Source organism: Kosakonia sp. CFBP8986 (genome assembly GCF_034044935.1).
GTDB lineage: Bacteria > Pseudomonadota > Gammaproteobacteria > Enterobacterales > Enterobacteriaceae > Kosakonia > Kosakonia cowanii.
Window position 1 is genome coordinate 458,203 of sequence record NZ_JAXCXB010000005.1, and the last position, 21,611, is coordinate 479,813.

The 21,611-nt window shown below is 53.8% G+C and carries 23 protein-coding genes; 11 read left to right on the forward strand and 12 right to left on the reverse strand.

The window, feature by feature from the left end; all coding sequences use genetic code 11:
* Nucleotides 1–37: 37 nt before the first annotated feature.
* The 4 genes from rpmI to fumD all read right to left on the reverse strand — a co-directional run bounded on the left by rpmI (nucleotide 38) and on the right by fumD (nucleotide 3,567).
* Complete coding sequence (gene rpmI / locus SOM48_RS14410; protein ID WP_001124225.1) at nucleotides 38–235, reverse strand: 50S ribosomal protein L35; 198 nt, start codon at nucleotides 233–235, stop codon at nucleotides 38–40.
* A gap of 92 nt (nucleotides 236–327) precedes the next feature.
* Nucleotides 328–870, reverse strand: a complete 543-nt coding sequence (infC, locus tag SOM48_RS14415; RefSeq protein ID WP_071789579.1) for a translation initiation factor IF-3 — start codon at nucleotides 868–870, stop codon at nucleotides 328–330.
* 3 nt (nucleotides 871–873) lie between these two features.
* Nucleotides 874–2,802, reverse strand: a complete 1,929-nt coding sequence (gene thrS, locus SOM48_RS14420) for a threonine--tRNA ligase (RefSeq protein WP_320512202.1) — start codon at nucleotides 2,800–2,802, stop codon at nucleotides 874–876.
* Nucleotides 2,803–3,354: 552 nt separating this feature from the next.
* A complete protein-coding gene (gene fumD / locus SOM48_RS14425; RefSeq protein WP_042715883.1) occupies nucleotides 3,355–3,567 on the reverse strand; it encodes a fumarate hydratase FumD in 213 nt (70 codons plus the stop codon).
* Nucleotides 3,568–3,794: 227 nt separating this feature from the next.
* On the opposite strand from fumD, the gene SOM48_RS14430 reads away from it, so the two are divergent.
* Nucleotides 3,795–5,240 (forward strand): flagellin N-terminal helical domain-containing protein, encoded by a 1,446-nt coding sequence (locus SOM48_RS14430; protein WP_289742680.1) that lies wholly within the window; start codon nucleotides 3,795–3,797, stop codon nucleotides 5,238–5,240.
* Nucleotides 5,241–5,403: 163 nt separating this feature from the next.
* Here SOM48_RS14430 and SOM48_RS14435 read toward each other — a convergent pair whose 3' ends face one another.
* Nucleotides 5,404–5,661, reverse strand: coding sequence for a hypothetical protein (locus SOM48_RS14435; protein WP_376748771.1), 258 nt, complete (start codon nucleotides 5,659–5,661; stop codon nucleotides 5,404–5,406).
* A 192-nt stretch (nucleotides 5,662–5,853) separates the two neighbouring features.
* Nucleotides 5,854–6,609, reverse strand: coding sequence for a DUF481 domain-containing protein (locus SOM48_RS14440; RefSeq protein WP_076769751.1), 756 nt, complete (start codon nucleotides 6,607–6,609; stop codon nucleotides 5,854–5,856).
* 286 nt (nucleotides 6,610–6,895) lie between these two features.
* Here SOM48_RS14440 and pfkB point away from each other — a divergent pair, with 286 nt between their 5' ends.
* The 3 genes from pfkB (at nucleotide 6,896) to SOM48_RS14455 (ending at nucleotide 9,177) form a co-directional block, all read left to right on the forward strand.
* Nucleotides 6,896–7,828, forward strand: a complete 933-nt coding sequence (pfkB, locus tag SOM48_RS14445) for a 6-phosphofructokinase II (protein ID WP_128483078.1) — start codon at nucleotides 6,896–6,898, stop codon at nucleotides 7,826–7,828.
* A gap of 92 nt (nucleotides 7,829–7,920) precedes the next feature.
* Complete coding sequence (gene ghoS, locus SOM48_RS14450) at nucleotides 7,921–8,211, forward strand: type V toxin-antitoxin system endoribonuclease antitoxin GhoS (protein ID WP_054802880.1); 291 nt, start codon at nucleotides 7,921–7,923, stop codon at nucleotides 8,209–8,211.
* A gap of 105 nt (nucleotides 8,212–8,316) precedes the next feature.
* On the forward strand, nucleotides 8,317–9,177 hold the full coding sequence (locus SOM48_RS14455) for a fructosamine kinase family protein (protein ID WP_124968493.1): 861 nt from the start codon (nucleotides 8,317–8,319) through the stop codon (nucleotides 9,175–9,177).
* 50 nt (nucleotides 9,178–9,227) lie between these two features.
* Here SOM48_RS14455 and SOM48_RS14460 read toward each other — a convergent pair whose 3' ends face one another.
* Entirely contained in the window at nucleotides 9,228–9,764 is a 537-nt protein-coding gene (locus SOM48_RS14460; protein ID WP_320512203.1) for a YniB family protein, read from the reverse strand.
* A gap of 146 nt (nucleotides 9,765–9,910) precedes the next feature.
* On the opposite strand from SOM48_RS14460, the gene hxpB reads away from it, so the two are divergent.
* The 4 genes from hxpB to SOM48_RS14480 all read left to right on the forward strand — a co-directional run bounded on the left by hxpB (nucleotide 9,911) and on the right by SOM48_RS14480 (nucleotide 13,695).
* Complete coding sequence (hxpB, locus tag SOM48_RS14465; RefSeq protein ID WP_320512204.1) at nucleotides 9,911–10,579, forward strand: hexitol phosphatase HxpB; 669 nt, start codon at nucleotides 9,911–9,913, stop codon at nucleotides 10,577–10,579.
* Between the two features lie 146 nt (nucleotides 10,580–10,725).
* A complete protein-coding gene (gene kduD, locus SOM48_RS14470) occupies nucleotides 10,726–11,487 on the forward strand; it encodes a 2-dehydro-3-deoxy-D-gluconate 5-dehydrogenase KduD (protein ID WP_320512205.1) in 762 nt (253 codons plus the stop codon).
* Between the two features lie 97 nt (nucleotides 11,488–11,584).
* Entirely contained in the window at nucleotides 11,585–12,175 is a 591-nt protein-coding gene (locus SOM48_RS14475) for a metal-dependent hydrolase (protein WP_054802883.1), read from the forward strand.
* 128 nt (nucleotides 12,176–12,303) lie between these two features.
* Entirely contained in the window at nucleotides 12,304–13,695 is a 1,392-nt protein-coding gene (locus tag SOM48_RS14480) for an L-cystine transporter (protein WP_023481542.1), read from the forward strand.
* Nucleotides 13,696–13,744: 49 nt separating this feature from the next.
* Here SOM48_RS14480 and cedA read toward each other — a convergent pair whose 3' ends face one another.
* Nucleotides 13,745–13,999 carry a cell division activator CedA gene (gene cedA / locus SOM48_RS14485; protein ID WP_258185103.1) on the reverse strand — a complete coding sequence of 85 codons (255 nt, stop codon included), beginning with the start codon at nucleotides 13,997–13,999 and terminating at the stop codon, nucleotides 13,745–13,747.
* Between the two features lie 194 nt (nucleotides 14,000–14,193).
* Here cedA and katE point away from each other — a divergent pair, with 194 nt between their 5' ends.
* Nucleotides 14,194–16,452, forward strand: a complete 2,259-nt coding sequence (katE, locus tag SOM48_RS14490; protein ID WP_076769746.1) for a catalase HPII — start codon at nucleotides 14,194–14,196, stop codon at nucleotides 16,450–16,452.
* A 58-nt stretch (nucleotides 16,453–16,510) separates the two neighbouring features.
* On the opposite strand, the gene osmE is transcribed toward katE, so the two are convergent.
* On the reverse strand, nucleotides 16,511–16,879 hold the full coding sequence (osmE, locus tag SOM48_RS14495) for an osmotically-inducible lipoprotein OsmE (RefSeq protein ID WP_023481703.1): 369 nt from the start codon (nucleotides 16,877–16,879) through the stop codon (nucleotides 16,511–16,513).
* Between the two features lie 252 nt (nucleotides 16,880–17,131).
* On the opposite strand from osmE, the gene nadE reads away from it, so the two are divergent.
* Both nadE and cho read left to right on the forward strand, forming a co-directional pair.
* Nucleotides 17,132–17,962 (forward strand): ammonia-dependent NAD(+) synthetase, encoded by an 831-nt coding sequence (gene nadE, locus SOM48_RS14500; RefSeq protein ID WP_023481665.1) that lies wholly within the window; start codon nucleotides 17,132–17,134, stop codon nucleotides 17,960–17,962.
* A 161-nt stretch (nucleotides 17,963–18,123) separates the two neighbouring features.
* Nucleotides 18,124–18,987 carry an excinuclease Cho gene (gene cho, locus SOM48_RS14505; protein WP_076769745.1) on the forward strand — a complete coding sequence of 288 codons (864 nt, stop codon included), beginning with the start codon at nucleotides 18,124–18,126 and terminating at the stop codon, nucleotides 18,985–18,987.
* On the opposite strand, the gene ves is transcribed toward cho, so the two are convergent.
* From ves to astE, 3 genes are all read right to left on the reverse strand, one after another.
* Nucleotides 18,984–19,538, reverse strand: coding sequence for an environmental stress-induced protein Ves (gene ves / locus SOM48_RS14510; protein ID WP_023481716.1), 555 nt, complete (start codon nucleotides 19,536–19,538; stop codon nucleotides 18,984–18,986). The two genes, cho and ves, sit on opposite strands and share 4 nt — an antisense overlap.
* 308 nt (nucleotides 19,539–19,846) lie before the next feature.
* A complete protein-coding gene (spy, locus tag SOM48_RS14515) occupies nucleotides 19,847–20,329 on the reverse strand; it encodes an ATP-independent periplasmic protein-refolding chaperone Spy (RefSeq protein WP_094420101.1) in 483 nt (160 codons plus the stop codon).
* Nucleotides 20,330–20,640: 311 nt separating this feature from the next.
* Nucleotides 20,641–21,606, reverse strand: coding sequence for a succinylglutamate desuccinylase (gene astE, locus SOM48_RS14520; protein ID WP_128483083.1), 966 nt, complete (start codon nucleotides 21,604–21,606; stop codon nucleotides 20,641–20,643).
* Nucleotides 21,607–21,611: the final 5 nt, after the last annotated feature.

Below are 21,611 nucleotides of genomic sequence, written 5' to 3' on the forward strand. Positions count from 1 at the left end.
CTGTATATTCTAATTAAAAAGTTAAAAGGTTAACGACTTATGCGTACGGCAGGCACGCGATGACCAGGCCCAGATCGCCTTTAGAAACCATGGCTTTCGGACGCAGGTGACGTTTACGCTTGGTAGCTTTTTTGGTCAGAATATGACGCAGGTTAGCATGCTTGTGCTTAAAACCACCTTTACCGGTTTTTTTGAAGCGCTTAGCAGCACCGCGTACGGTTTTGATCTTTGGCATTTTTCAATTTCCACTTCGCATTGTTAATAAACGAAACAAAGGCGAACTAAACCCGCGAGCACGAGGCCCACAGGTTTAATTACTTGATGGCCTTACTGTTTCTTCTTAGGAGCAAGCACCATAATCATCTGGCGGCCTTCGATCTTCGTAGGGAAGGATTCGACAACTGCCAGTTCGACCAGATCTTCTTTCACGCGGTTAAGCACTTCCATACCGATCTGTTGGTGGGCCATCTCACGACCGCGGAAACGCAGTGTGATCTTGGCCTTATCGCCCTCTTCAAGAAAGCGAATCAGGCTGCGGAGTTTTACCTGATAGTCGCCTTCATCTGTACCAGGTCGGAATTTGATTTCCTTGACCTGAATAACTTTTTGCTTCTTCTTCTGTTCCTTAGAAGATTTGCTCTTTTCATAGAGGAACTTGCCGTAGTCCATTATACGGCAAACGGGCGGCTCGGCGTTAGGGCTAATTTCAACTAAATCAACCCCGGCTTCTTCAGCTTTTTCCAGAGCTTCTCGCAGACTCACAATACCAAGCTGCTCGCCTTCCAGACCAGTTAAGCGAACTTCCAGGGCGCGGATCTCGCCATTAATACGATTGGGACGCGCCGTTTGAACTCGTTTTCCGCCTTTAATACCTTATTCCTCCAGTTGTTTAAGACTGCGGCTGCGAATCTCTTGTTGCAGCTTCTCGATAACTTCATTTACGTCAAGGCTACCCAGGTCTTTACCGCGACGGGTACGCACAGCAACTTTGCCGGCTTCAACCTCTTTGTCACCACAAACAAGCATATAAGGGACACGACGTAAAGTGTGCTCGCGGATTTTAAAGCCTATCTTCTCGTTTCTCAAGTCTGCTTTTACACGAATGCCTGCATTTTGCAGTTTCTCTGTCAATTCGTTGACGTATTCAGACTGTGAATCAGTGATGTTCATGACCACTAACTGTACCGGCGCAAGCCAGGTTGGGAAGAAGCCTGCGAACTCTTCAGTCAGGATGCCGATAAAGCGCTCCAGTGACCCAAGAATTGCGCGGTGAATCATAACTGGAACCTGACGCTCGTTGCTTTCGCCCACATAAGAGGCGTTCAGACGAGCCGGCAGGGAGAAGTCCAGCTGTACCGTTCCGCACTGCCATGCACGATCGAGGCAGTCATAAAGGGTAAATTCAATTTTCGGACCGTAGAATGCGCCTTCACCCAGCTGATATTCAAATGGGATATTATTCTCTTCCAGCGCAACTGCCAGATCCGCCTCAGCACGATCCCACATCTCGTCACTACCGATACGTTTCTCGGGACGGGTGGAGAGTTTGACAACGATCTTTTCGAAGCCAAACGTGCTGTACATATCGTAGACCATACGGATGCAGGCGTTCACTTCATCGCGAACCTGCTCTTCCGTACAGAAGATGTGCGCATCATCTTGCGTAAAGCCGCGCACACGCATCAGACCGTGCAACGCACCCGATGGTTCATTACGATGGCAGCTACCGAACTCCGCCATACGCAGCGGCAGGTCGCGGTAGGATTTCAACCCCTGGTTGAAAATCTGCACATGTCCCGGGCAGTTCATCGGTTTGATGCAGTACTCACGATTCTCCGAAGAGGTCGTAAACATAGCATCTTTGTAGTTGTCCCAGTGGCCGGTTTTTTCCCACAGCACACGGTCCATCATAAACGGGCCTTTCACTTCCTGGTACTGATACGCTTTGAGCTTAGAGCGTACAAACGTTTCCAGTTCACGGAAAATGGTCCAGCCATCGTTGTGCCAGAATACCATACCCGGCGCTTCTTCCTGCATATGGTACAGGTCAAGCTGCTTGCCGATTTTACGGTGGTCGCGTTTTGCGGCTTCTTCCAGACGCAGCAGATAGGCGTTAAGCGCTTTTTTATCTGCCCATGCGGTGCCGTAAATGCGCTGCAGCATCTTGTTGCTGCTGTCGCCGCGCCAGTAAGCGCCCGCCGTTTTCATCAGTTTGAAATGGTGGCAGAAACGCATATTCGGTACGTGCGGACCACGGCACATATCGACGTATTCTTCATGATGATACAAGCCAGGCTTATCATCATGGGCAATATTTTCATCAAGAATGGAGACTTTGTAGTTTTCACCGCGTGCGACAAACGTTTCACGCGCTTCCTGCCAGCTCACTTTCTTCTTGATAACGTCATAGTTGGATTCGGCGAGCTCGTGCATACGTTTTTCGAGCGCGTCGATATCTTCCTGAGTCAGGGTGTGGTCGAGATCAACGTCATAATAGAAGCCGTTGTCGATAACCGGACCAATCGCCATTTTGGTGTGCGGCCACAGCTGCTTAATCGCATGGCCCAACAGATGCGCACAGGAGTGACGGATAATCTCCAGTCCTTCCTCATCTTTTGCGGTGATAATAGAAAGGTTTGCATCACTGTCGATGATATCTGAAGCATCGACCAGTTCACCGTTGACGCGTCCGGCAATGCAGGCTTTCGCCAGGCCAGGGCCAATATCAAGCGCGACATCCAGGGGACTTACGGCGTGGTCATAATGGCGTTGACTGCCATCAGGAAGCGTAATTACAGGCATTTCATTTCCTTAATTTGCAGTGGTGCGCCACACGAAAGAGCACATGCAAAATGAGATTTCAAAGATATAACAGCCGCTTAGATAAGTTTTCTCGCTTCACTCTGCGGAATATGTATCGAACGGTGATGACCGCACTTTACCCTTACCCGCTGCTGTTAAGTACCCGACAATAGTACACATTTGCACTCTGTGTTGAAAGGGCTAGTGTGACGCGGATCGTTTTTGCGCCCTTTTCCGGCTCTATTTGGGAGTGGGTCGCCATTCAACGACGCTGGCGCAAAGAAGGTATTATCTGATTTTTCGTTTACATCTTGACACAACCGGGGTAGAAGCAGTCTATTTGGCTTCCCATTAACCCCCTAACCCACTGATAAATCATGGTAATAGTTTATATCTTAGCCATCATCCTGCTGATTGCTATTGTTATTTTTGCCTTCTACAAACACAGTAAAGTGAAATATTCACAAACCCTTCCGGTTTCACCGAGAAAACGACGCTAGGGCTTTCGCTTCTCCCGGGCACGCAGCAATGCGTGCCCTGTTGGAACCCGCCTCAGGCATCGAAACCCAGAGCGCGAATCACCTCTTCCATCGCCGCCTCTGTCAGTTCGGTACGTTTGATTCTCTGATTAGCCAGCATGGTTCTTACCACACCCGCAATAACAATATGCTTAGGCTCCTGTCCCAGGTCACGCATCTCAAGCACCACCTTGCCCACCACCCGGCACATCTCATCGTATAACGCCGCATCATTCAACTTGCCCATATCGCCCCACTTTTTTCATTAGAAAGCCTTGAGTAAAACGCAATCTATCCTTACACCCGTTGCCTGTAAGTGTGCCACAACACAGCAAATCTATAGCGGAAATGTAAAAGGACTTGTTTTTTATACAGTTGCGCAAAGTTAAATTTCCTTATCGATTTACCTTAAAGAAACTCACTACTGTTGCCGATAAATAGAGCATTCGTGGTTTGAATGATATAGCGACGGTAATGCAAGCGATCAATTACAACGAGATGACGGGATTGAACCTGACGGTTCGAAAAACAACCTCATCGACTCTTCAGGAGTCAATTGAGCGCTTGTCGTCAGGTTTACGAATCAATGGCGCAAAAGACGATGCGGCAGGCCAGGCCATCGCCAACCGTATGCGTTCAAACAGCAACGCAGACACTGTGGTTTCCCGCGGGCTGGATGACGCCATCAGCATGGCACAGACCGCCGATGGTGGCCTGAGTACCATTAGCGAACGGCTGATTCGCGCTAAAAGCCTGGCTATCCAGGCCGGCAACAGCACGCTTTCCGAAGGCGACAGACAGAGCATTCAGAATGAATATAAAAGTATTCTGGATACCATTCAGTCGATTTCCGAGGGTACGGAGATTTTCGGCAGCTACCCGCTGGCAACGGACTCGCCAGAGCTACCGCCGCAGCTTATCGGCGATGTGCCGCCGCTGAGTACGAAATTTCCGGTGAGCGGGACGGACTACTCCTTCAGTTCTGGGATCGTCTCGCTGGCCTATATCCCGGCGGGGGCGGAAAATATTACGTTGACCATCGACTCGCTGGGGTTAGATGACGATATCCAGCTCTTTACGCGTGACGGTAAACATCTGGCAGGCACGCCAATCAACGGCAGCGATCCGGATTACACCTGGAAAAGCCGCGGTATCACGGATTCTGCGAAGGCGACCAGCCGCGTATTGACTGCAGCGAACGGTTTCAAGAGTGGCGCCACCTATGATGACTCGCTGCTGATTGAAGGGGGTACGTCCTGGGCATTAAATGGCAGCGAGACGCTCGCCTATCACGGCATGACCATCAAATACAGCGGCGATGGCGATCGTTACGAGTCCGCTGCGGCCTACAATGACGGCAGCAATGGTTCGAACCGCCTTGAGCGGTTAAAAATAGATAATGTCACCGAAGATCTGGTGGTGATGATTGTGGGTAGCGGTTCTTTCACCAGTAACCTGACCTGGGGCGATCTGCCAAAACCAACGATTACGCCGGAAGTGCCGCCTAAGCAGAGCAGGCCGTGGGAAGTGGTGACCAGTGCCACTGTCGGGGATGAGATCAAATCAACGACCATTCCGACCACGCCCGCGGATGTTAAATCCCTCGGCTTAACCGGCACGGATCTGCTGTCAGAAACCACCGCAGGTAAGGCGATGGGCAAACTCGACCAGGCGCTGGAAAAAGTGAGCGGTTACCGCGCGCAATATGGCGCTTTTATTAATCGTTTTGAATCAAACAAATCGGTGCTGGCGCAGCAGAGTGTCGCCACGCAAGCGGCAAAGAGCCGGATAGAAGATGCAGATTACGCGCTGGAAGCGAGCAAGATGGCTAAAGCGCAGCTGTTACAGCAGGGTCAGGACGCCGTGCTAAAAGTGGCGAACCAGGCGGCGGAGAATATTCTCTCTCTCCTGCGTAGCTAATACTCTGAGATTTAACGCAACCAGAGATAAGCGTTATTAGCGCACTTTTTGCAAATAACTTTTCAGAATCAACTCATTATTAAGTCTGTCTTGCCAAATTTAAAAACCGGTACCGCATAATCCGGTTTTTAAATTAAGCAGATGAAACGGCTAAGAATAATCTTTATTCCCATCCACCGGCTACCAGCGTATGCGCATTAAAAGCAGCGTCATTAGTACCTTTTACTGCATGCGTGCCGGGGATCATGTTTGAACCCGCTTCGATGCTGGTGATGTGATTAGTAGATTGTGCAGGCTGTGCCGCGAATGCGCTGAAAGAGAGCGCAGAAATAACCAGCGCGGCGGCGGTTGTTGTGATTGTTTTCATGATTAAATTCTCTTGCTGAAATAGATTTAACTGGCCGGGCAGCAGCGTGCCCACAGCAAGAATTGTAGATCTGGATCACACTTTTTCCCAGTCAATTTATTTAGCCGTTCGTGTCAAATAAACTGAATATGTTTCTCAAAGAGGAAATGTGGAGAGAAAGTGCAGGAGCGAACTTATATAAAAATTAACCGGCGAATTGCGCACTGAGTGTAAATAAAAACGGGCCGGGTAATCCGGCCCGTCCAGTTAAATTGAATACCCTAAGGTAATCGACGTTCTGCGATCGGTATGATCCGGAGCCGATGATGGCGGCTCGGAGTTCCAGGTCACGTTATAGGCAACTTTCAACGCGAAGTGGGAGTTAATCGCCACATTCAGCGCGGTTTCGGAGTTGACGGTGGTATCGTCCGCACCAAACACCGAAACGCCCTGGGTAAATTTCGCATTGTCAGAGAACTGCCACGCGTACGTGCCAGACGCATAGCCCAGCGCCGTCGTTTTGGTATCGCCGTTAGTGTACTTGTCATAACGTACACCCGGACCGAATTCGAGACGGAAGCTGTGAACCGGGCCATTCAGGAACTGACGACCATAACCGGCGGTAGCGATGTCACGGGCGTGGTAGCCGTTGTAGCGATCGGTCAACCAGCTCGCCTGGCCGAACAGGTAGTCGTAGTCAGTCATGTTATAACGGCTACGACCACCAACAGCATACTTCTCGGAAGAACGTTCGTCGTTAGACGAGGTATTACTGGCGTTACCCCACAGGGACCAGGCCGTAGAATCGCCATACCATGTCAGGGTAGAGTCAGCCGTCAAAGAGGAACTCTTTGTGTTGCCTGACTGACCGAGATAGCCACCGTTAACATTACCTTCAAACGGTTTTTTCGCGGAGGCGGGGTCATCCATGACAGTAAAAACGGTATCATCTGCGACAGCATTCATCGACGCAAGCACGCCCGCAGCCATAACCAGCGCGGGTACTGTCTTAAAAAGCTTCATTTTTTTTAAATCCGTACAGTAAATGAGACCAACACGGTCCCGGAAACTTTCTTATGGATCAATGACCAACGGTCCGCAGAAAGGTAACAAATTATAAAAAGACCGCTTAAACATATCAATGAAATCTTATTTGATTTTTTGAATAAGAGAGATCTCAGAATAATTGTTATAGATTCCGAAATATCACCGTAAAAATAATATCGTATTTAAAATCATACTGTTATTTACTTTCCCTTCGCTGTAAATGGTGCCAGGCTTACTGCACCCTACGTAACAGGAGGTCAATATGGTATCGATTTATACGCTGACGCTCGCGCCATCCCTCGATAGCGCGACAATAACGCCGCAAATTTATCCGGAAGGAAAACTCCGTTGCACCTCGCCGGTTTTTGAACCGGGTGGCGGCGGCATTAATGTTGCCCGCGCCATCGCCCACCTCGGCGGCAAAGCCACCGCGATTTTCCCGGCGGGCGGCGCAACCGGTGAACACCTGACTGCCCTGCTCGCCGATGAGCATGTCCCGACCCTCAGCGTGCAGACCGCCGACTGGACGCGACAGAACCTGCATGTGCACGTTGAGGCGAGCGGCGAGCAGTATCGCTTTGTGATGCCCGGCGCCGCCCTCAGCGAAGATGAGTTCCGCCAGATAGAAGAGAAAGTGCTGACGATAGAGAGCGGCGCAATTCTGGTCATCAGCGGTAGTCTTCCGCCTGGCGTACAGCTTGAAAAGCTGACGCAGTTGATTACCGTTGCGCAAAAACAGGGGATCCGCTGCATTATTGATAGCTCAGGCGACGCATTGGCCGCTGCGCTGGAGATTGGCAATATCGAACTGGTCAAACCCAACCAGAAAGAGCTTAGCGCGCTGGTTGGCCGACCGCTTAACCAGCCCCATGACGTGTTGCGTGCCGCACAGGAGATCATTAACAGCGGCAAAGCGCGCCGCGTAGTGGTTTCGCTTGGGCCGCAAGGGGCACTGGGGGTGGATCAGCAGGGCCATGTACAGGTTGTGCCGCCGCCGATGAAAAGCCAGAGCACCGTTGGTGCGGGTGACAGCATGGTCGGTGCCATGACCCTTAAGCTTGCTGAAGATGCCCCGCTCGACGATATGGTGCGCTTTGGCGTCGCAGCCGGCAGTGCGGCAACCATCAATCAGGGTACGCGCCTGTGTGCCAGTGAAGATACGCAAAAGATCTACGACTACTTACGCGGTGCTTAAGCGCGTTAACGCAGCGAGAGTCGCTGGCTATGGTCGACAAATAGTCGTCGCCGACTATGCTAAAAAAATTTGCATTAACAATGAGGTGAAATATGAGTAGCGATGGCATCACCCGCTACGTCGTCACGGTGAAATTTCACGATGAGACGCTAACGGATATTAATGAGCTGAATAACCACTTTACACTTGCGGGCTTTCTTATCACCATGGCGGACGACGATGGCAAGGTGCACGATCTGGGCACCAACACCTTCGGCCTGATTAGCGCCTTAAACGAGCAAGAGGTTCATGATCTCGCCAGCGGCCTGGCGGAAAGCGCCGTCGGGCGAAAATCCGATGTCACAGTTTCCACCTGGGAAACGTGGCGGCAACAAGAGCAATAAGTGCCATCCTGCGCCGTGCGTGCGCCTGGTGTGCGTTAAGTCGAATTTTTTCACAGCTTTAGTGCGCTAACCTAATGATCTGGCTGATTACATGGGAGAAATATCATGTGGCAAGCGATAAGTGGTCTGTTAAGCGAGCAACTGGGTGAAGGCGAAATTGAACAACGTGATGAGCTACCGGGCGGCGAAATTCACGCTGCATGGCGCATACGTTACGCAGGACGCGACTGTTTTGTTAAATGTGATGAACGCGCCCTGCTTCCCATCTTCACTGCCGAAGCCGATCAGCTGGCGCTGCTGGCGCGCAGCAATACGGTACGGGTTCCTGAGGTGTGGGCGGTCGGCAGCGATCGCGACTACAGTTTCCTGGTGATGGAGTATCTCCACGCCCGCCCGCTGGATGTGCATAGCGCATTTTTGCTGGGGCAGCAGCTTGCCCGGCTCCATCAGTGGAGCGATCAGCCGCAGTTTGGCCTCGACTTCGATAACGATCTCTCCACGACGCCGCAGCCGAACGCCTGGCAGCGCCGCTGGTCGACCTTTTTCGCCGAGCAGCGTATCGGCTGGCAGCTTGAGCTGGCGGCAGAGAAAGGGCTGCAGTTCGGCAATATCGATGCAATTGTTGAACATGTTCAGCAGCGGTTAGCTGGCCACCAGCCGCAGGCCTCTTTACTGCATGGCGATCTCTGGTCCGCCAACTGCGCTCTTGGCCCGGATGGCCCCTATATTTACGATCCCGCCTGCTACTGGGGCGACAGGGAGTGCGATCTGGCGATGCTGCCGCTCCATCCGGATCAGCCACCGCAGATCTACGACGGTTACCAGTCTATCTCCCCGCTCCCGCCCGACTTTCTCGACCGCCAACCGATTTACCAGCTTTATACCCTCTTCAACCGCGCCATTCTCTTCGGCGGTGAACATTTGATGAATGCACAGAAGGCGCTGGATCGGGTATTGGCCGCGTAAAAGTGAAAGGCTAAGAAGCCCGATCGCGAATGCTATCGGGCGCTGTAACTTTACAGAAAGCCGAGCAGCTTAAAGAAGAAGTACCCCGCCACAATGATAATGGCCGGCAGTACGTAGAGCGGGAAAATCTGCAGGAAAATGGTGTGGTTTGGCACGTTAATGCGCGCTTCGATCTGCTCGCGGGTCAGCCCCTCGTCGCCTTTGGCTTTTTCGAGGATCAGCTGGTTTTCCACCCCTTCACGCACAAAGCGTGCCTGGCGGCTCATGCGCGCACCGGAAGCCTGTAAAGCCAGGCCAATAAAGATCAGCGCGAAGATAATCCAGAAGAGAACGTTCATTCCCTGCTGAAAATGGGGCGTCGGCGAGTTGTACCAGAAGAGATTGAGGAATGGCGTATTGAACCGCATCATCTCAATCATCACGTGGGCGAAATCAAGCATCACGGCGTTAATACCGGGCTGTTTATCGCTATGCTCATACATAAACTTCACGATCGAAATAACGGTCGAAATAACGGCCGGAATAAAAATCACCCAACCCAGAACGCGTTTCAGTACGGCGATGCGTCCAGCTTGTTGATACGTCATGGATTCCCCTTGTTGTTGACGCACTGTTTGTGCCTTAGTCTACCTGCTGATAACTATTTTCGCCTGATTTTTAAAGACGCCAGGGTGAACGCATTGCCATACTCACTACCTTCACCCTGTTTAATTTCGCTAACCGGAGAGGTGTTATGTCTGCCCCGCGCCAAACAGTTGCAGCAATTTTTGATATGGATGGTTTATTAATTGACTCGGAACCGCTGTGGGATCGCGCTGAACTTGAGGTGATCTCAAGCCTCGGCGTCGACATCACGCGCCGCGGCGAGCTGCCTGATACGCTGGGCCTGCGCATCGATATGGTGGTTGATTTGTGGTATGCGCAACAGCCGTGGAGCGGCCCATCCCGCCAGCAAGTGACCGCACGAATCATTGAGCGCGCAATCGAGCTGGTAGAAGCCGAGCGCCCGCTGCTGCCGGGCGTGCGTGAAGCGCTGGCACTATGCAAAGCGAACGGACTGCGTGTCGGGCTGGCTTCCGCATCGCCGCTGCATATGCTCGAAAAAGTGCTGGCGATGTTCGACCTGCGTGACAGCTTCGATGCGCTGGCCTCTGCCGAGAGCCTGCCTTACAGCAAGCCGCACCCGCAGGTTTATCTCGATTGTGCGGCGAAGCTCGGTGTCGATCCTTTAGCCTGCGTGGCGCTGGAGGACTCCGTGAATGGGATGATTGCCAGCAAGGCGGCGCGCATGCGTTCGATTGTGGTGCCCGATGAGGAGCATCGTGCCGATCCGCGCTATGTGCTGGCGAATGTCAAACTCGACAGCTTGCAACAGCTCACCGCCGCGCATCTGCTCGGTTAACAATGTGCAGGAGCAACGCAAAGCTGCTCCTGCATCACAAAAATATTGAAACGTGATTTCATTTGTTTGTATTTTACGCTTCCGCCTTCTATTCTGATCCGCAGGCATTGACGCCCGTCACGACATGACATCACGCCGGAGTAGATATGATACTGGATGCTTTTAAGCTAACGGATAAAGTGGCTCTTGTAACCGGATGCGATACCGGTCTGGGCCAGGGAATGGCAATAGGGCTGGCGGAAGCAGGCTGCGATATTGTCGGTGTTAACCGGAAAATCCCTCATGAAACGGCAAAACGCGTCGAGGTGCTCGGCCGCCGATTTCACGCGATTCAGGCCGACCTGCGCGACCAGCAGCAGTTGGCCTCGATTGTCGATGAAGCGGTGAATAAGATGGGACACCTTGATATTCTCATCAATAACGCCGGAACGATCCGCCGCTGTGACGCCATCGATTTCAGCGAAAAGGATTGGGATGAGGTGATGGATCTCAACCTGAAATCGCTCTTCTTCCTCTCCCAGGCTGTCGCCCGGCAATTTATCGCCCAGGGCAGCGGCGGCAAAATTATCAATATTGCCTCGATGCTCTCTTACCAGGGCGGCATTCGCGTTCCCTCTTACACCGCCTCAAAAAGCGGCGTGATGGGCCTCACCCGCCTGCTGGCGAATGAGTGGGCGAAGCACAATATCAACGTTAACGCGATTGCGCCCGGCTATATGGCGACCAACAATACCCAGCAGTTGCGCGAAGATGCTGAACGTAATCAGGAGATCCTCGATCGTATTCCCGCTGCTCGCTGGGGCACGCCGGAGGATTTACAGGGCGCGGCGGTTTTTCTTGCCTCTTCGGCGGCTGACTACATAAATGGTTACACGCTGGCGGTCGATGGCGGCTGGCTGGCGCGCTAAATTAGCAGGATTGTGACAAAGAGTTACACCGTCACCTCTTCCGCCTACTGTACAAACATCCTATACTGTATGCATCGACAGTTTAGCGAGTTTGATCATGACGGCGGAAGGACACCTGCTTTTCTCCATAGCCTGCGCGGTGTTTACCAAGAATGCCGAATTGACGCCCGTACTTGCACAGGGCGACTGGTGGCATATTGTGCCTTCAGCCATTCTCACCTGCCTGCTGCCGGACATCGATCACCCGAAATCCTTCCTCGGCCAGCGGCTAAAGTGGATCTCAAAACCCGTTGCGCGCGCCTTTGGTCACCGCGGGTTTACCCATAGCCTGCTGGCGGTTTTTCTTGCGCTTACCCTCTTTGCCTTAAAAGTGCCTGACAGCTGGATCCTGCCGACGGACGCGCTGCAGGGTATGGTTGTCGGCTATCTTAGCCATATCGTTGCAGATATGCTCACGCCCGCCGGTGTGCCGCTGCTGTGGCCCTGCCGCTGGCGCTTTCGACTACCGATTCTCGCGTCACAAAAAGGTAACCAGATGGAGCGTGTGCTCTGCATGGCCCTGCTCACTTATGCCGTGTGGATGCCGCAAACCCTGCCCGAAAATGGTGCAATCCGCTGGTCATCCGAAGCGATAAATATCCTGCAAAATGAGTTCAATCGCTTTATTGATCGCCAGTCTGCACGATAAATAGTCGATTTCGAACACTTCGCTATAAAGCATTCCATTTGGATATAAGCCGCCCCGGGCACTTCTGCTAACCTTGCGCCACAGGATGACCTTGATGTCATCAATATAATGAAATCAGGAGAACGGGGATGAATTTTCCATTAATCGCGAACGTTGTCGTGTTCGCTGCACTGCTGCTTTTGCTGGCGCAGGCGCGCCACAAACAGTGGAGCCTGGCAAAGAAAGTACTGGTTGGTCTCGGGCTTGGCGTGGCATTCGGCCTCGCGCTGCAGGCCATTTACGGTGCCGATAATCCGGTGCTGAAAGAGTCTATTCAGTGGTTTAACGTGGTCGGTAACGGCTATGTACAACTGCTGCAAATGATTGTAATGCCGCTGGTTTTCGCCTCGATCCTCAGCGCCGTTGCACGTCTGCACAACGCCTCGCAATTGGGCAAAATTAGTTTCCTCACCATCGGCACGCTGCTGTTTACCACGCTTATCGCCGCGCTGGTCGGTGTGCTGGTGACCAATCTGTTTGGTCTTACCGCTGAAGGGCTGGTGCAGGGCAGCGCAGAAACCGCGCGTCTGAATGCCATCCAGAGCAACTACGTGGGCAAACTGGCCGATCTGACCGTGCCGCAGCTGCTGCTGTCGTTTGTGCCGAAAAACCCGTTTGCCGATCTGACTGGCGCAAGCCCGACCTCAATCATCAGCATCGTTATCTTTGCCGCTTTCCTCGGCGTTGCCGCGCTGAAGCTGCTGAAAGATGATGCGCCGAAGGGCCAGCGCGTGCTGACCGCCATCGACACGCTGCAGAGCTGGGTGATGAAGCTGGTGCGTCTGGTGATGCAGCTGACGCCGTACGGCGTGCTGGCGCTGATGACCAAAGTGGTTGCTGGCTCCAACATCCACGACATCATCAAGCTGGGCAGCTTTGTTATCGCCTCTTACCTCGGCCTCGGCATTATGTTCGTGGTACATGGCGTGCTGCTGGGCGTGAATGGCGTCAGCCCGCTGAAGTTCTTCCGTAAAGTGTGGCCGGTGCTGACCTTCGCCTTTACCAGCCGCTCCAGCGCCGCCTCTATTCCGCTGAATGTAGAAGCGCAGACCCGTCGCCTTGGCGTACCGGAGTCGATTGCCAGCTTCTCAGCCTCCTTTGGCGCGACCATCGGCCAGAATGGCTGTGCGGGTCTCTACCCGGCAATGCTGGCGGTGATGGTTGCACCAACGGTCGGCATCAACCCGCTGGATCCGATGTGGATCGCCACGCTGGTCGGTATTGTCACCATCAGTTCTGCCGGTGTGGCGGGCGTGGGCGGCGGCGCTACCTTCGCCGCGCTGATTGTGCTGCCGGCGCTTGGCCTGCCGGTTACGCTGGTTGCGCTGCTGATCTCCGTCGAACCGCTGATCGATATGGGCCGTACCGCGCTGAACGTGAGCGGCTCCATGACCGCCGGGACTTTGACCAGCCAGTGGCTGAAGCAGACAGATAAAACCATTCTGGACAGCGAAGAGCACGCCGAACTGGCGCATCGCTAAGCTTCACGTGTAAAAAAATAAAAACGCCTGCACACTGCAGGCGTTTTTTTTATTCCTCTATCTCGCCTTCCTGACGCATCTGCGTCGCCCAGCGCTGTGCCGCATCCGGCGTAGTGAAGGTCGGCGAGCGGCGAAAATTCTCGCCCATCAACACAAACGCGACATATTTAGCGCGCAGCCTCCAGACATCACGATAACCTTCGACCTTTGACGCATGGTCGGGGGGCGCCGGTTCGACGCGCGGGACATAGCTGATAATGACTCGATTCTGTTGACGAAGCGTTTTCATAAGCGATGCATTCACTAAAGACAAATTTCACACACACGAAAGCCAATGATAGCCGATTGTGACCCCGCGCGTCGCGCCTGGCGTGAGCTTCTCTGCCTGTTTTCAAGGCCGGGCCGGTAAACGGGCGCGACCGGGACATTGTTCTATAGTTAGAAGGGTTAATGGCAATAACCTGCCTTTTTAGTCATGGAAAACAGGAGACGAGTTCAATGTCGCAGCATGAGAAAGAGACGCAACCTTCCCGCGCCCCGGTTGATGATGAAAACGAAGCCCGCCCGGGACTGGATTCCCTCGCACCATCCGATAATTCCCACCGCCCTTCACCAAAACCGACCGCACCCGGTGAAGAGCCCACCGCACCAGGCAGCCTGAAATCACCCGATACCGCCAATGAGAAATTGAATGCGCTGGAGCCGTTCCGCAAGGGCGGCGAGAATGCCGCGCTGACCACTAACCAGGGCGTGCGCATCAGCGACGATCAAAACTCGTTGCGCGCAGGCTCGCGCGGCCCGACGCTGCTGGAAGATTTTATCCTGCGCGAGAAGATCACCCATTTTGACCATGAGCGCATCCCTGAACGTATCGTGCATGCGCGCGGCTCGGCGGCGCACGGTTACTTCCAGCCCTACCGCAGCCTGCAAGATGTCACCAAGGCCGATTTCCTCTCCGACCCGGAAAAGATCACCCCTGTATTTGTGCGCTTCTCGACCGTACAGGGCGGTGCCGGTTCAGCGGATACCGTGCGTGATATTCGTGGTTTCGCCACCAAGTTCTACACCGAAGAGGGTATCTTCGATCTGGTCGGTAACAACACGCCGATCTTCTTCTTGCAGGATGCGCACAAATTCCCCGACTTTGTCCATGCGGTGAAACCGGAGCCACACTGGGCTATTCCGCAGGGCCAGAGCGCGCACGACACCTTCTGGGATTACGTCTCTCTGCAACCAGAAACCCTGCATAACGTGATGTGGGCGATGTCGGATCGCGGCATTCCGCGCAGCTATCGCACCATGGAAGGGTTTGGTATCCACACCTTCCGTTTGATTAACGCCGAAGGGAAAGCGACCTTTGTACGCTTCCACTGGAAACCGCTGGCGGGTAAGGCGTCGCTGGTGTGGGATGAGTCGCAGAAGCTGACCGGGCGCGATCCGGACTTCCACCGTCGTGAACTGTGGGAAGCGATTGAAGCGGGCGACTACCCGGAATATGAACTGGGGCTACAGCTGATCCCGGAAGAGGATGAGTTCAAGTTCGATTTCGACCTGCTCGACCCGACCAAACTGATCCCGGAAGCGCTGGTGCCGGTGCAGCGGGTCGGCAAAATGGTGCTCAATCGCAACCCGGATAACTTCTTTGCCGAAAACGAACAGGTGGCCTTCCATCCGGGCCATATTGTGCCTGGGCTGGATTTCACCAACGATCCGCTGTTGCAGGGGCGCCTCTTCTCCTATACCGATACGCAGATCAGCCGTCTCGGCGGGCCGAATTTCCACGAAATTCCGATTAACCGCCCGACCTGCCCGTACCACAACTTCCAGCGTGACGGCATGCACCGGATGGATATCGACACCAATCCGGCCAACTATGAGCCGAACTCTATCAACGATAACTGGCCGCGCGAAACGCCGCCGGGGCCGAAACGCGGCGGGTTTGAGAGCTATCAGGAGCGTGTTGAAGGGCATAAAGTGCGCGAGCGCAGCCCCTCATTTGGCGAGTACTACGCCCATCCGCGCCTCTTCTGGCTAAGCCAGACGCCGTTTGAACAACGCCACATCGTTGATGCCTTCAGCTTTGAGTTAAGCAAAGTGGCGCGTCCGTACATTCGTGAGCGCGTGGTCGACCTGCTGGCGCATATTGATGTCAACCTGGCGCAGTCCGTCGCGGAGAACCTGGGTATTACCCTGACGGAAGAGCAGTGCAATATTACGCCGCCACCTGCGGTAAATGGCGTGGAGAAAGATCCCTCCCTCAGCCTGTATGCCATTCCGGATGGCGATGTGAAGGGCCGTGTGGTCGCGGTGCTGCTGCATGACAATGTGCGTGCGCAGGATGTGCTTACTCTGTTGCAGGGGCTGAAGAACAAAGGCGTGCACGCCAAACTGCTCTACTCGCGCATGGGTGAAGTGGTGGCTGATGATGGCTCCCGCCTGCCGGTGGCGGCAACTTTTGCCGGTTCACCTTCGCTAACGGTGGATGGCGTCTTTGTGCCCGGCGGTGATGTCAGCACGCTGCTGCAAAATGGCGATGCCAAATACTACCTGCTGGAAGCCTATAAGCACCTCAAGACTATCGGTCTTGCCGGTGACGCCCGCCAGTTTAAAGGGGTGATCCACGTCAACCCGCAGGGCGAAGAGGGCATCATCGAAGGCGATATTGCCTCAACCGCGCTGGTGGAAGATTTTATCGAGCAGCTTTCCGCGCACCGCGTCTGGTCACGTATCAGTAAGATCGATAACGTGCCGGCATAAGGCATAAAAAAACCGGCCATATGGCCGGTTTTTTGTGTGCTCAGGCAAATTCAAAAAATTACTGCAGAGGTTTTTTCTGCTGAGACTGCTGCTGCGGCGCCTGCGGGTCGGTGTCGTATTCGGAACAGGTCTGATAACCCGAGTTCAGCACGTGACCGGTTTCGTCCAGTGCAACGAAGTAGGTTTCAGTTTTGCCGTTACGCTGACCCAGGATATAGGTCTGGCAGGTACCACGAGCGTGAACCATGCTCACTTCTGATGACGGACGGCCTGCAATCTGCATTACCTGCTGGCGGCTCATCCCTTTTTTCACATCTTTAACGACCGGCTGACTAACCTGATCTTTCGCGCGATCGTAAGCGGTACAACCTGCCAGCATAGTCAGTACTGCTGCGGCGCCCAGAATTCCTGCGATATTCTTATTCATATTCCATCCTCTTTAGTATCCGCTTCTGTATCAGCGTGTTAACTAAGCCTGGAATATAATATTGCTTTTTTCAACTTGAGACAGAAAATGATATATCTTTCGGAAAAATCTAATAAAAGTGCGTAACCGGCCTGAAACGGCGCAAATTACGGCACGCAAAACTGTGAACCTTGTCGTTTTCCCACGAAGGGGTTAGGTTTAATGAATAACAATTTGCAACCTGCACAGCAGGATTCAACAACGGAGGGGTTAATGGCTCTGCAACAAGAGATTATTCAGGCACTGGGCGTCAAGCCAACCATCAATGCCGAAGAAGAAGTTCGCCGCAGCGTGGATTTTCTGAAAACGTATCTGAAAACCTATCCCTTTATTAAATCATTGGTGCTTGGCATCAGCGGTGGCCAGGACTCGACGCTGGCGGGGAAAATCTCCCAGTTAGCCATCTCGGAACTGCGTGAAGAGAGCGGCGACAGCGAGTTACAGTTTATCGCCGTGCGTCTGCCCTACGGCGCGCAGGCTGACGAGCAGGATTGCCAGGACGCGATTGCGTTTATCAAACCTGACCGCGTCCTGACCGTCAATATCAAAGCGTCGGTGCTGGCAAGCGAACAGGCGCTGCGCGATACCGGTATTGAGCTGAGCGACTTTGTGCGCGGGAATGAGAAAGCGCGCGAGCGCATGAAAGCGCAGTACAGCATCGCCGGGATGTGCAAAGGGATTGTTGTCGGAACTGACCACGCCGCCGAAGCGGTCACCGGCTTCTATACCAAGTATGGCGATGGCGGTACCGATATTAACCCGCTGTTCCGCCTCAATAAGCGTCAGGGCAAGCAGCTGCTGGCGCACCTTGGCTGCCCGGAGCATCTCTATAAAAAAGCACCGACTGCCGATCTGGAAGATGACCGCCCTTCTCTGCCGGATGAAGCTGCACTCGGCGTCACCTACGAGAACATTGACGATTATCTGGAAGGCAAAACGCTGGATGAAGCAACCGCCCGCATTATTGAGGGCTGGTATGTGAAGACCGAGCATAAACGCCGTCCACCAATCACCATTTTTGACGATTTCTGGAAAAAACAGTAAACCGTGACGCCCGCTCAGGCCTACAGATCTGCTGTAGGCCTGCTAAGCGAAGCGGCAACGCTTCACTCTCCCACCCGCACTACCTGATCTTTCCAAATGTTTCTTTTTTAACCTGAACCACCCTGCTACACTGTACAAGTAACCAGTATCAGGAGTTCCGTGTGGCAAGGCGTCAATCGGCCCCGCGTCTTTCATTTGAGGCGGCGGCAATCTATGAATACCCCGAACATCTGCGTCAGTGGCTTGAGGCGATGCCTAAGCACCCTGGCGTCTATATTTTTCACGGTGACAGCGAGGCAATGCCGCTCTATATCGGCAAAAGCGTCAATATTCGCAGCCGCGTGATGTCCCATTTTCGCACCCCGGATGAAGCCTCCATGCTGCGCCAGTCTCGTCGCGTTAGCTGGATCTGCACCGCCGGTGAGATTGGCGCGCTGCTGCTGGAAGCCAGGCTTATTAAAGAGCAGCAGCCGCTGTTTAATAAACGCCTGCGCCGTAATCGCCAGCTCTGTTCGCTGCGCGTGGAGGAAGGTAAACCGCAGGTGGTTTACGCCCGCGAAGTGGATTTCTCCTCTTCCCCTCATCTTTTTGGTCTGTTTGCTAACCGGCGCACGGCGCTGCAGGCGCTACAATCCATTGCTGATGAAGAGAAGCTCTGTTACGGCCTGCTCGGTCTTGAACCGCTCAGCCGTGGCCGCCCCTGTTTTCGCTCGGCGTTAAAGCGCTGCGCCGGTGCCTGCTGCGGAAAAGAGAGCGTTGAAGAGCATAACAGCCGTTTTCTCGCCGCGATGGCGCGCATGCAGCTGGTGTGCTGGCCGTGGCAGGGCCCGATCGGATTAAAAGAGAGCTTTGGCGAGATGACGCAGTATCACATCATCCATAACTGGCTCTGGCTGGGTTCGGTCAATACGCCAGGCGAAGCGGCAGCCTTGCTGCGCACGCCCGCCGGCTTCGATCACGATGGCTATAAAATTCTGTGTAAACCGCTGCTGTCGGGTGAACACGAGATCGTCGAGCTGGCTTAGTGCCCGGCCAGCCACGTGATTTCGCTAAAGAGTAACTGCCCTTCGGCGCGTAGCAGCCGCAGGGTCTGCCTCCCCTCCTGCCAGCAGGCGCCCTGATCGGCGGTGAGCAGTTTATCGCCCAGCTGCCATGCGCCGCTCAGCACAAACACCACCCCGCCGCGTGAGCCGAAGGTGGTAAAGGTGCGATCGGCGATGCGCACGTTCGCCTGGCAGCGATCGCGGCGGGTCATAATATTAAAATCCATCGACATGCGGCCTTCGCAAAGCTCGGCTTTGACCGGCTGATCCCCGGCGAAGGTGAAGGGCTGGTGGCGTTTCAACGTATGGCGCACGCTGCCGCCGTTAAGCGTCACTTCTCCACCCTCAATCAGGGTGATCACGCGATCGACGCCGGGAAACGGCGTAAACTCGCCGTTTCCGGCCAGCGAGGCAATGCTGGCGCGCCAGTTAAATTCGCGGGTAGCAGGCGGAAAGCAGCAAATCTCGCGCGTTTCGCCTGCGCCATTTCGCCAGAGATTGACCGGCATTTTGCGAATATCAAAGAATTCCATCATCACTCCTGAATAGCACAGCGATACGCTGCGCCGCTGCTTCTGAAACAGCGTGCATTCTTGTTCTTGTTCACATTGCTATAAACAGGTTATCGGCAGCCAGGCAGCGATGCCTTAGGCTACGACGTAACCAGAGATGTAAAAAAGTATAAACTTCAGATAAGTAGCAACTTCGGGCACACAGGAACAACGAGGATACCGCGCCGGTAGCGGCTGGCAAGAGGCAGGCGAGAAAAAACCGCCGGTTCTGCCCATCATGTGCTACTGGCGATGGGCAAAACCGGCGGTCTTAAGAGGGGTCGACTAAATTATTCAGCCGGTGCAGGAGGCATTTTATCGCCTGCGGCAGGACGTTCTGTCAGACGCTTCTCAAAATTGGCATTGAACTGTTTTTTCTGATCCGGCGTCAGAATGTTGTAAATCTTGTTCTGCGTTTCCATATGTTTGAGCATGTCGGCTTTGCGCTGCTCATCCATCTTATTGATTTGCGCTTCAGCTTTAGCTTTATCGAAGCTGTCGCTGGCAACAATCTCGTGCATCGCGCGCAGTTCTTCTACTGGCGGACGTTTCATCTCTTCACGCTGGCTCTTCATAATGTCGCGGATTTGCGTTTTCTGCGCATCGGTCAGGTTCAGGCCCTGGAACATCATCTCGTGCGGCCCTTTTCCTTTGTGATGATGCATCATCGGTTTGGCATCGGCCGGGGCAGCCGGAGCATCATCAGCGTGCGCAAGGCTTGCAGCACCAAACGCCAGGGTAGAGGCAACAAACAGGGCAGTCAATTTACGCATAATATTCTTCCTTACTTCAGTTTTATATACGGCGGTTGCCGTGTTGACGTTAATCACTTTAGCGCTTCAAGCGTCAATTAATCAGAGCGATGGTAAAACAGTGAAAGTGTAAAAGTGAGATTTTAATCAAATATGAAGGAAATAAGGATAAACGGTGAAGAGTGGAAATAAAAATAAACAAGCGACTGAAATATAAGTTTTTTATGGAGATAAGCAAAACCTGAGTATGCTATTTTTTTCAGCACTCAACAAGATAATTCCGTAATAGATTGAGAGTTCAAAAATAAGCCCTGCGGTGGCAGGGCTTAACGCTACGCTATTTTTTCCAGCATTAATCCGGCGCGTAATCCAACCTCGACATTGGGGTTGGGAAACAGCACATACTCCTGCGGGTGCGTCACCACATAGCGCTCGCCGCGATCCTCTGCCAGCAGCGTCCCCTCGCTGAACGGGGTAAAGTTCAGCGTCTCATTGTCCATATAGAGGGTAAACGCCTCGCTGCGCCGGGTGAGTTGCTGCACCACCCGGTAACGCAGCGGAGGATGCTCGGTATCAGGCGCGGGCTCGCCGGCAAGCAGCGCCGCCAAAGCCCAGGCGGTGCGCTGAAACTGGCTCAGATCGTTGGCACCAAACGGCAGCGCTTTGCCCAGCTCCAGCGTGCAGGAAAGCGCGTCGAAGGATTCACAGCTGAAGTGGGTAAAAGTTCCGCCAGGTGCCTGATGGAACACCAGCGCTTCAAGCCCGGCCGCGCCGAGCCACGTCAGGAAAGCTTCATCCCACGGCGTGGCGCGCTGCGGCAGGACACCAAAACGCACATGGTGCGAGCCGCGAATGGCGGTATGCAGATCAAGATGCCAGCGCGTCTCGTCCCCTTCAGAGAAAAAGTGCGTCACCGCCCGCTCAAGCTGCGCCGCGCGGATGGTTTCATCACTGGGCGGAAGCTGCTGCCAGCGCCCGCCAAACATGCGGTTGAGATCGCTTTTGATATAGCGCTTACCCTGCGCCAGCGCCTGCGGATTGCCAAGAATAATCAGCAGTCGCCAGGTCAGCGGCTGCTCACCGGAAAAGAGGTTGTGCAGGAGCTGATCGATAAGCTCCACCGGCGCCGTCTCATTGCCGTGAATGGCGCAGGAGATCACCAGCGAACGCCCTACCGGCTGCGGCGGCACCAGCTCGAGGATCCCCTGCTCATGCCACAACCAGTGAATTCCGCCCGCTTCACCGGACATCTTGCGTGGAATATCGCCCGCAATGGTTGCTGCCAGAAAGTTCTCCATACCGC

Excerpts from the sequence above, each read along its gene's own strand:
- rpmI (WP_001124225.1), bottom strand. The coding sequence starts at position 235 with ATGCCAAAGATCAAAACCGTACGCGGTGCTGCTAAGCGCTTCAAAAAA.
- thrS (WP_320512202.1), bottom strand. The coding sequence starts at position 2,802 with ATGCCTGTAATTACGCTTCCTGATGGCAGTCAACGCCATTATGACCAC.
- fumD (WP_042715883.1), bottom strand. The coding sequence starts at position 3,567 with ATGGGCAAGTTGAATGATGCGGCGTTATACGATGAGATGTGCCGGGTG.
- SOM48_RS14430 (WP_289742680.1), top strand. The coding sequence starts at position 3,795 with ATGCAAGCGATCAATTACAACGAGATGACGGGATTGAACCTGACGGTT.
- SOM48_RS14440 (WP_076769751.1), bottom strand. The coding sequence starts at position 6,609 with ATGAAGCTTTTTAAGACAGTACCCGCGCTGGTTATGGCTGCGGGCGTG.
- pfkB (WP_128483078.1), top strand. The coding sequence starts at position 6,896 with ATGGTATCGATTTATACGCTGACGCTCGCGCCATCCCTCGATAGCGCG.
- ghoS (WP_054802880.1), top strand. The coding sequence starts at position 7,921 with ATGAGTAGCGATGGCATCACCCGCTACGTCGTCACGGTGAAATTTCAC.
- SOM48_RS14455 (WP_124968493.1), top strand. The coding sequence starts at position 8,317 with ATGTGGCAAGCGATAAGTGGTCTGTTAAGCGAGCAACTGGGTGAAGGC.
- SOM48_RS14460 (WP_320512203.1), bottom strand. The coding sequence starts at position 9,764 with ATGACGTATCAACAAGCTGGACGCATCGCCGTACTGAAACGCGTTCTG.
- hxpB (WP_320512204.1), top strand. The coding sequence starts at position 9,911 with ATGTCTGCCCCGCGCCAAACAGTTGCAGCAATTTTTGATATGGATGGT.
- kduD (WP_320512205.1), top strand. The coding sequence starts at position 10,726 with ATGATACTGGATGCTTTTAAGCTAACGGATAAAGTGGCTCTTGTAACC.
- SOM48_RS14475 (WP_054802883.1), top strand. The coding sequence starts at position 11,585 with ATGACGGCGGAAGGACACCTGCTTTTCTCCATAGCCTGCGCGGTGTTT.
- SOM48_RS14480 (WP_023481542.1), top strand. The coding sequence starts at position 12,304 with ATGAATTTTCCATTAATCGCGAACGTTGTCGTGTTCGCTGCACTGCTG.
- katE (WP_076769746.1), top strand. The coding sequence starts at position 14,194 with ATGTCGCAGCATGAGAAAGAGACGCAACCTTCCCGCGCCCCGGTTGAT.
- osmE (WP_023481703.1), bottom strand. The coding sequence starts at position 16,879 with ATGAATAAGAATATCGCAGGAATTCTGGGCGCCGCAGCAGTACTGACT.
- nadE (WP_023481665.1), top strand. The coding sequence starts at position 17,132 with ATGGCTCTGCAACAAGAGATTATTCAGGCACTGGGCGTCAAGCCAACC.
- ves (WP_023481716.1), bottom strand. The coding sequence starts at position 19,538 with ATGGAATTCTTTGATATTCGCAAAATGCCGGTCAATCTCTGGCGAAAT.
- spy (WP_094420101.1), bottom strand. The coding sequence starts at position 20,329 with ATGCGTAAATTGACTGCCCTGTTTGTTGCCTCTACCCTGGCGTTTGGT.
- astE (WP_128483083.1), bottom strand. The coding sequence starts at position 21,606 with ATGGAGAACTTTCTGGCAGCAACCATTGCGGGCGATATTCCACGCAAG.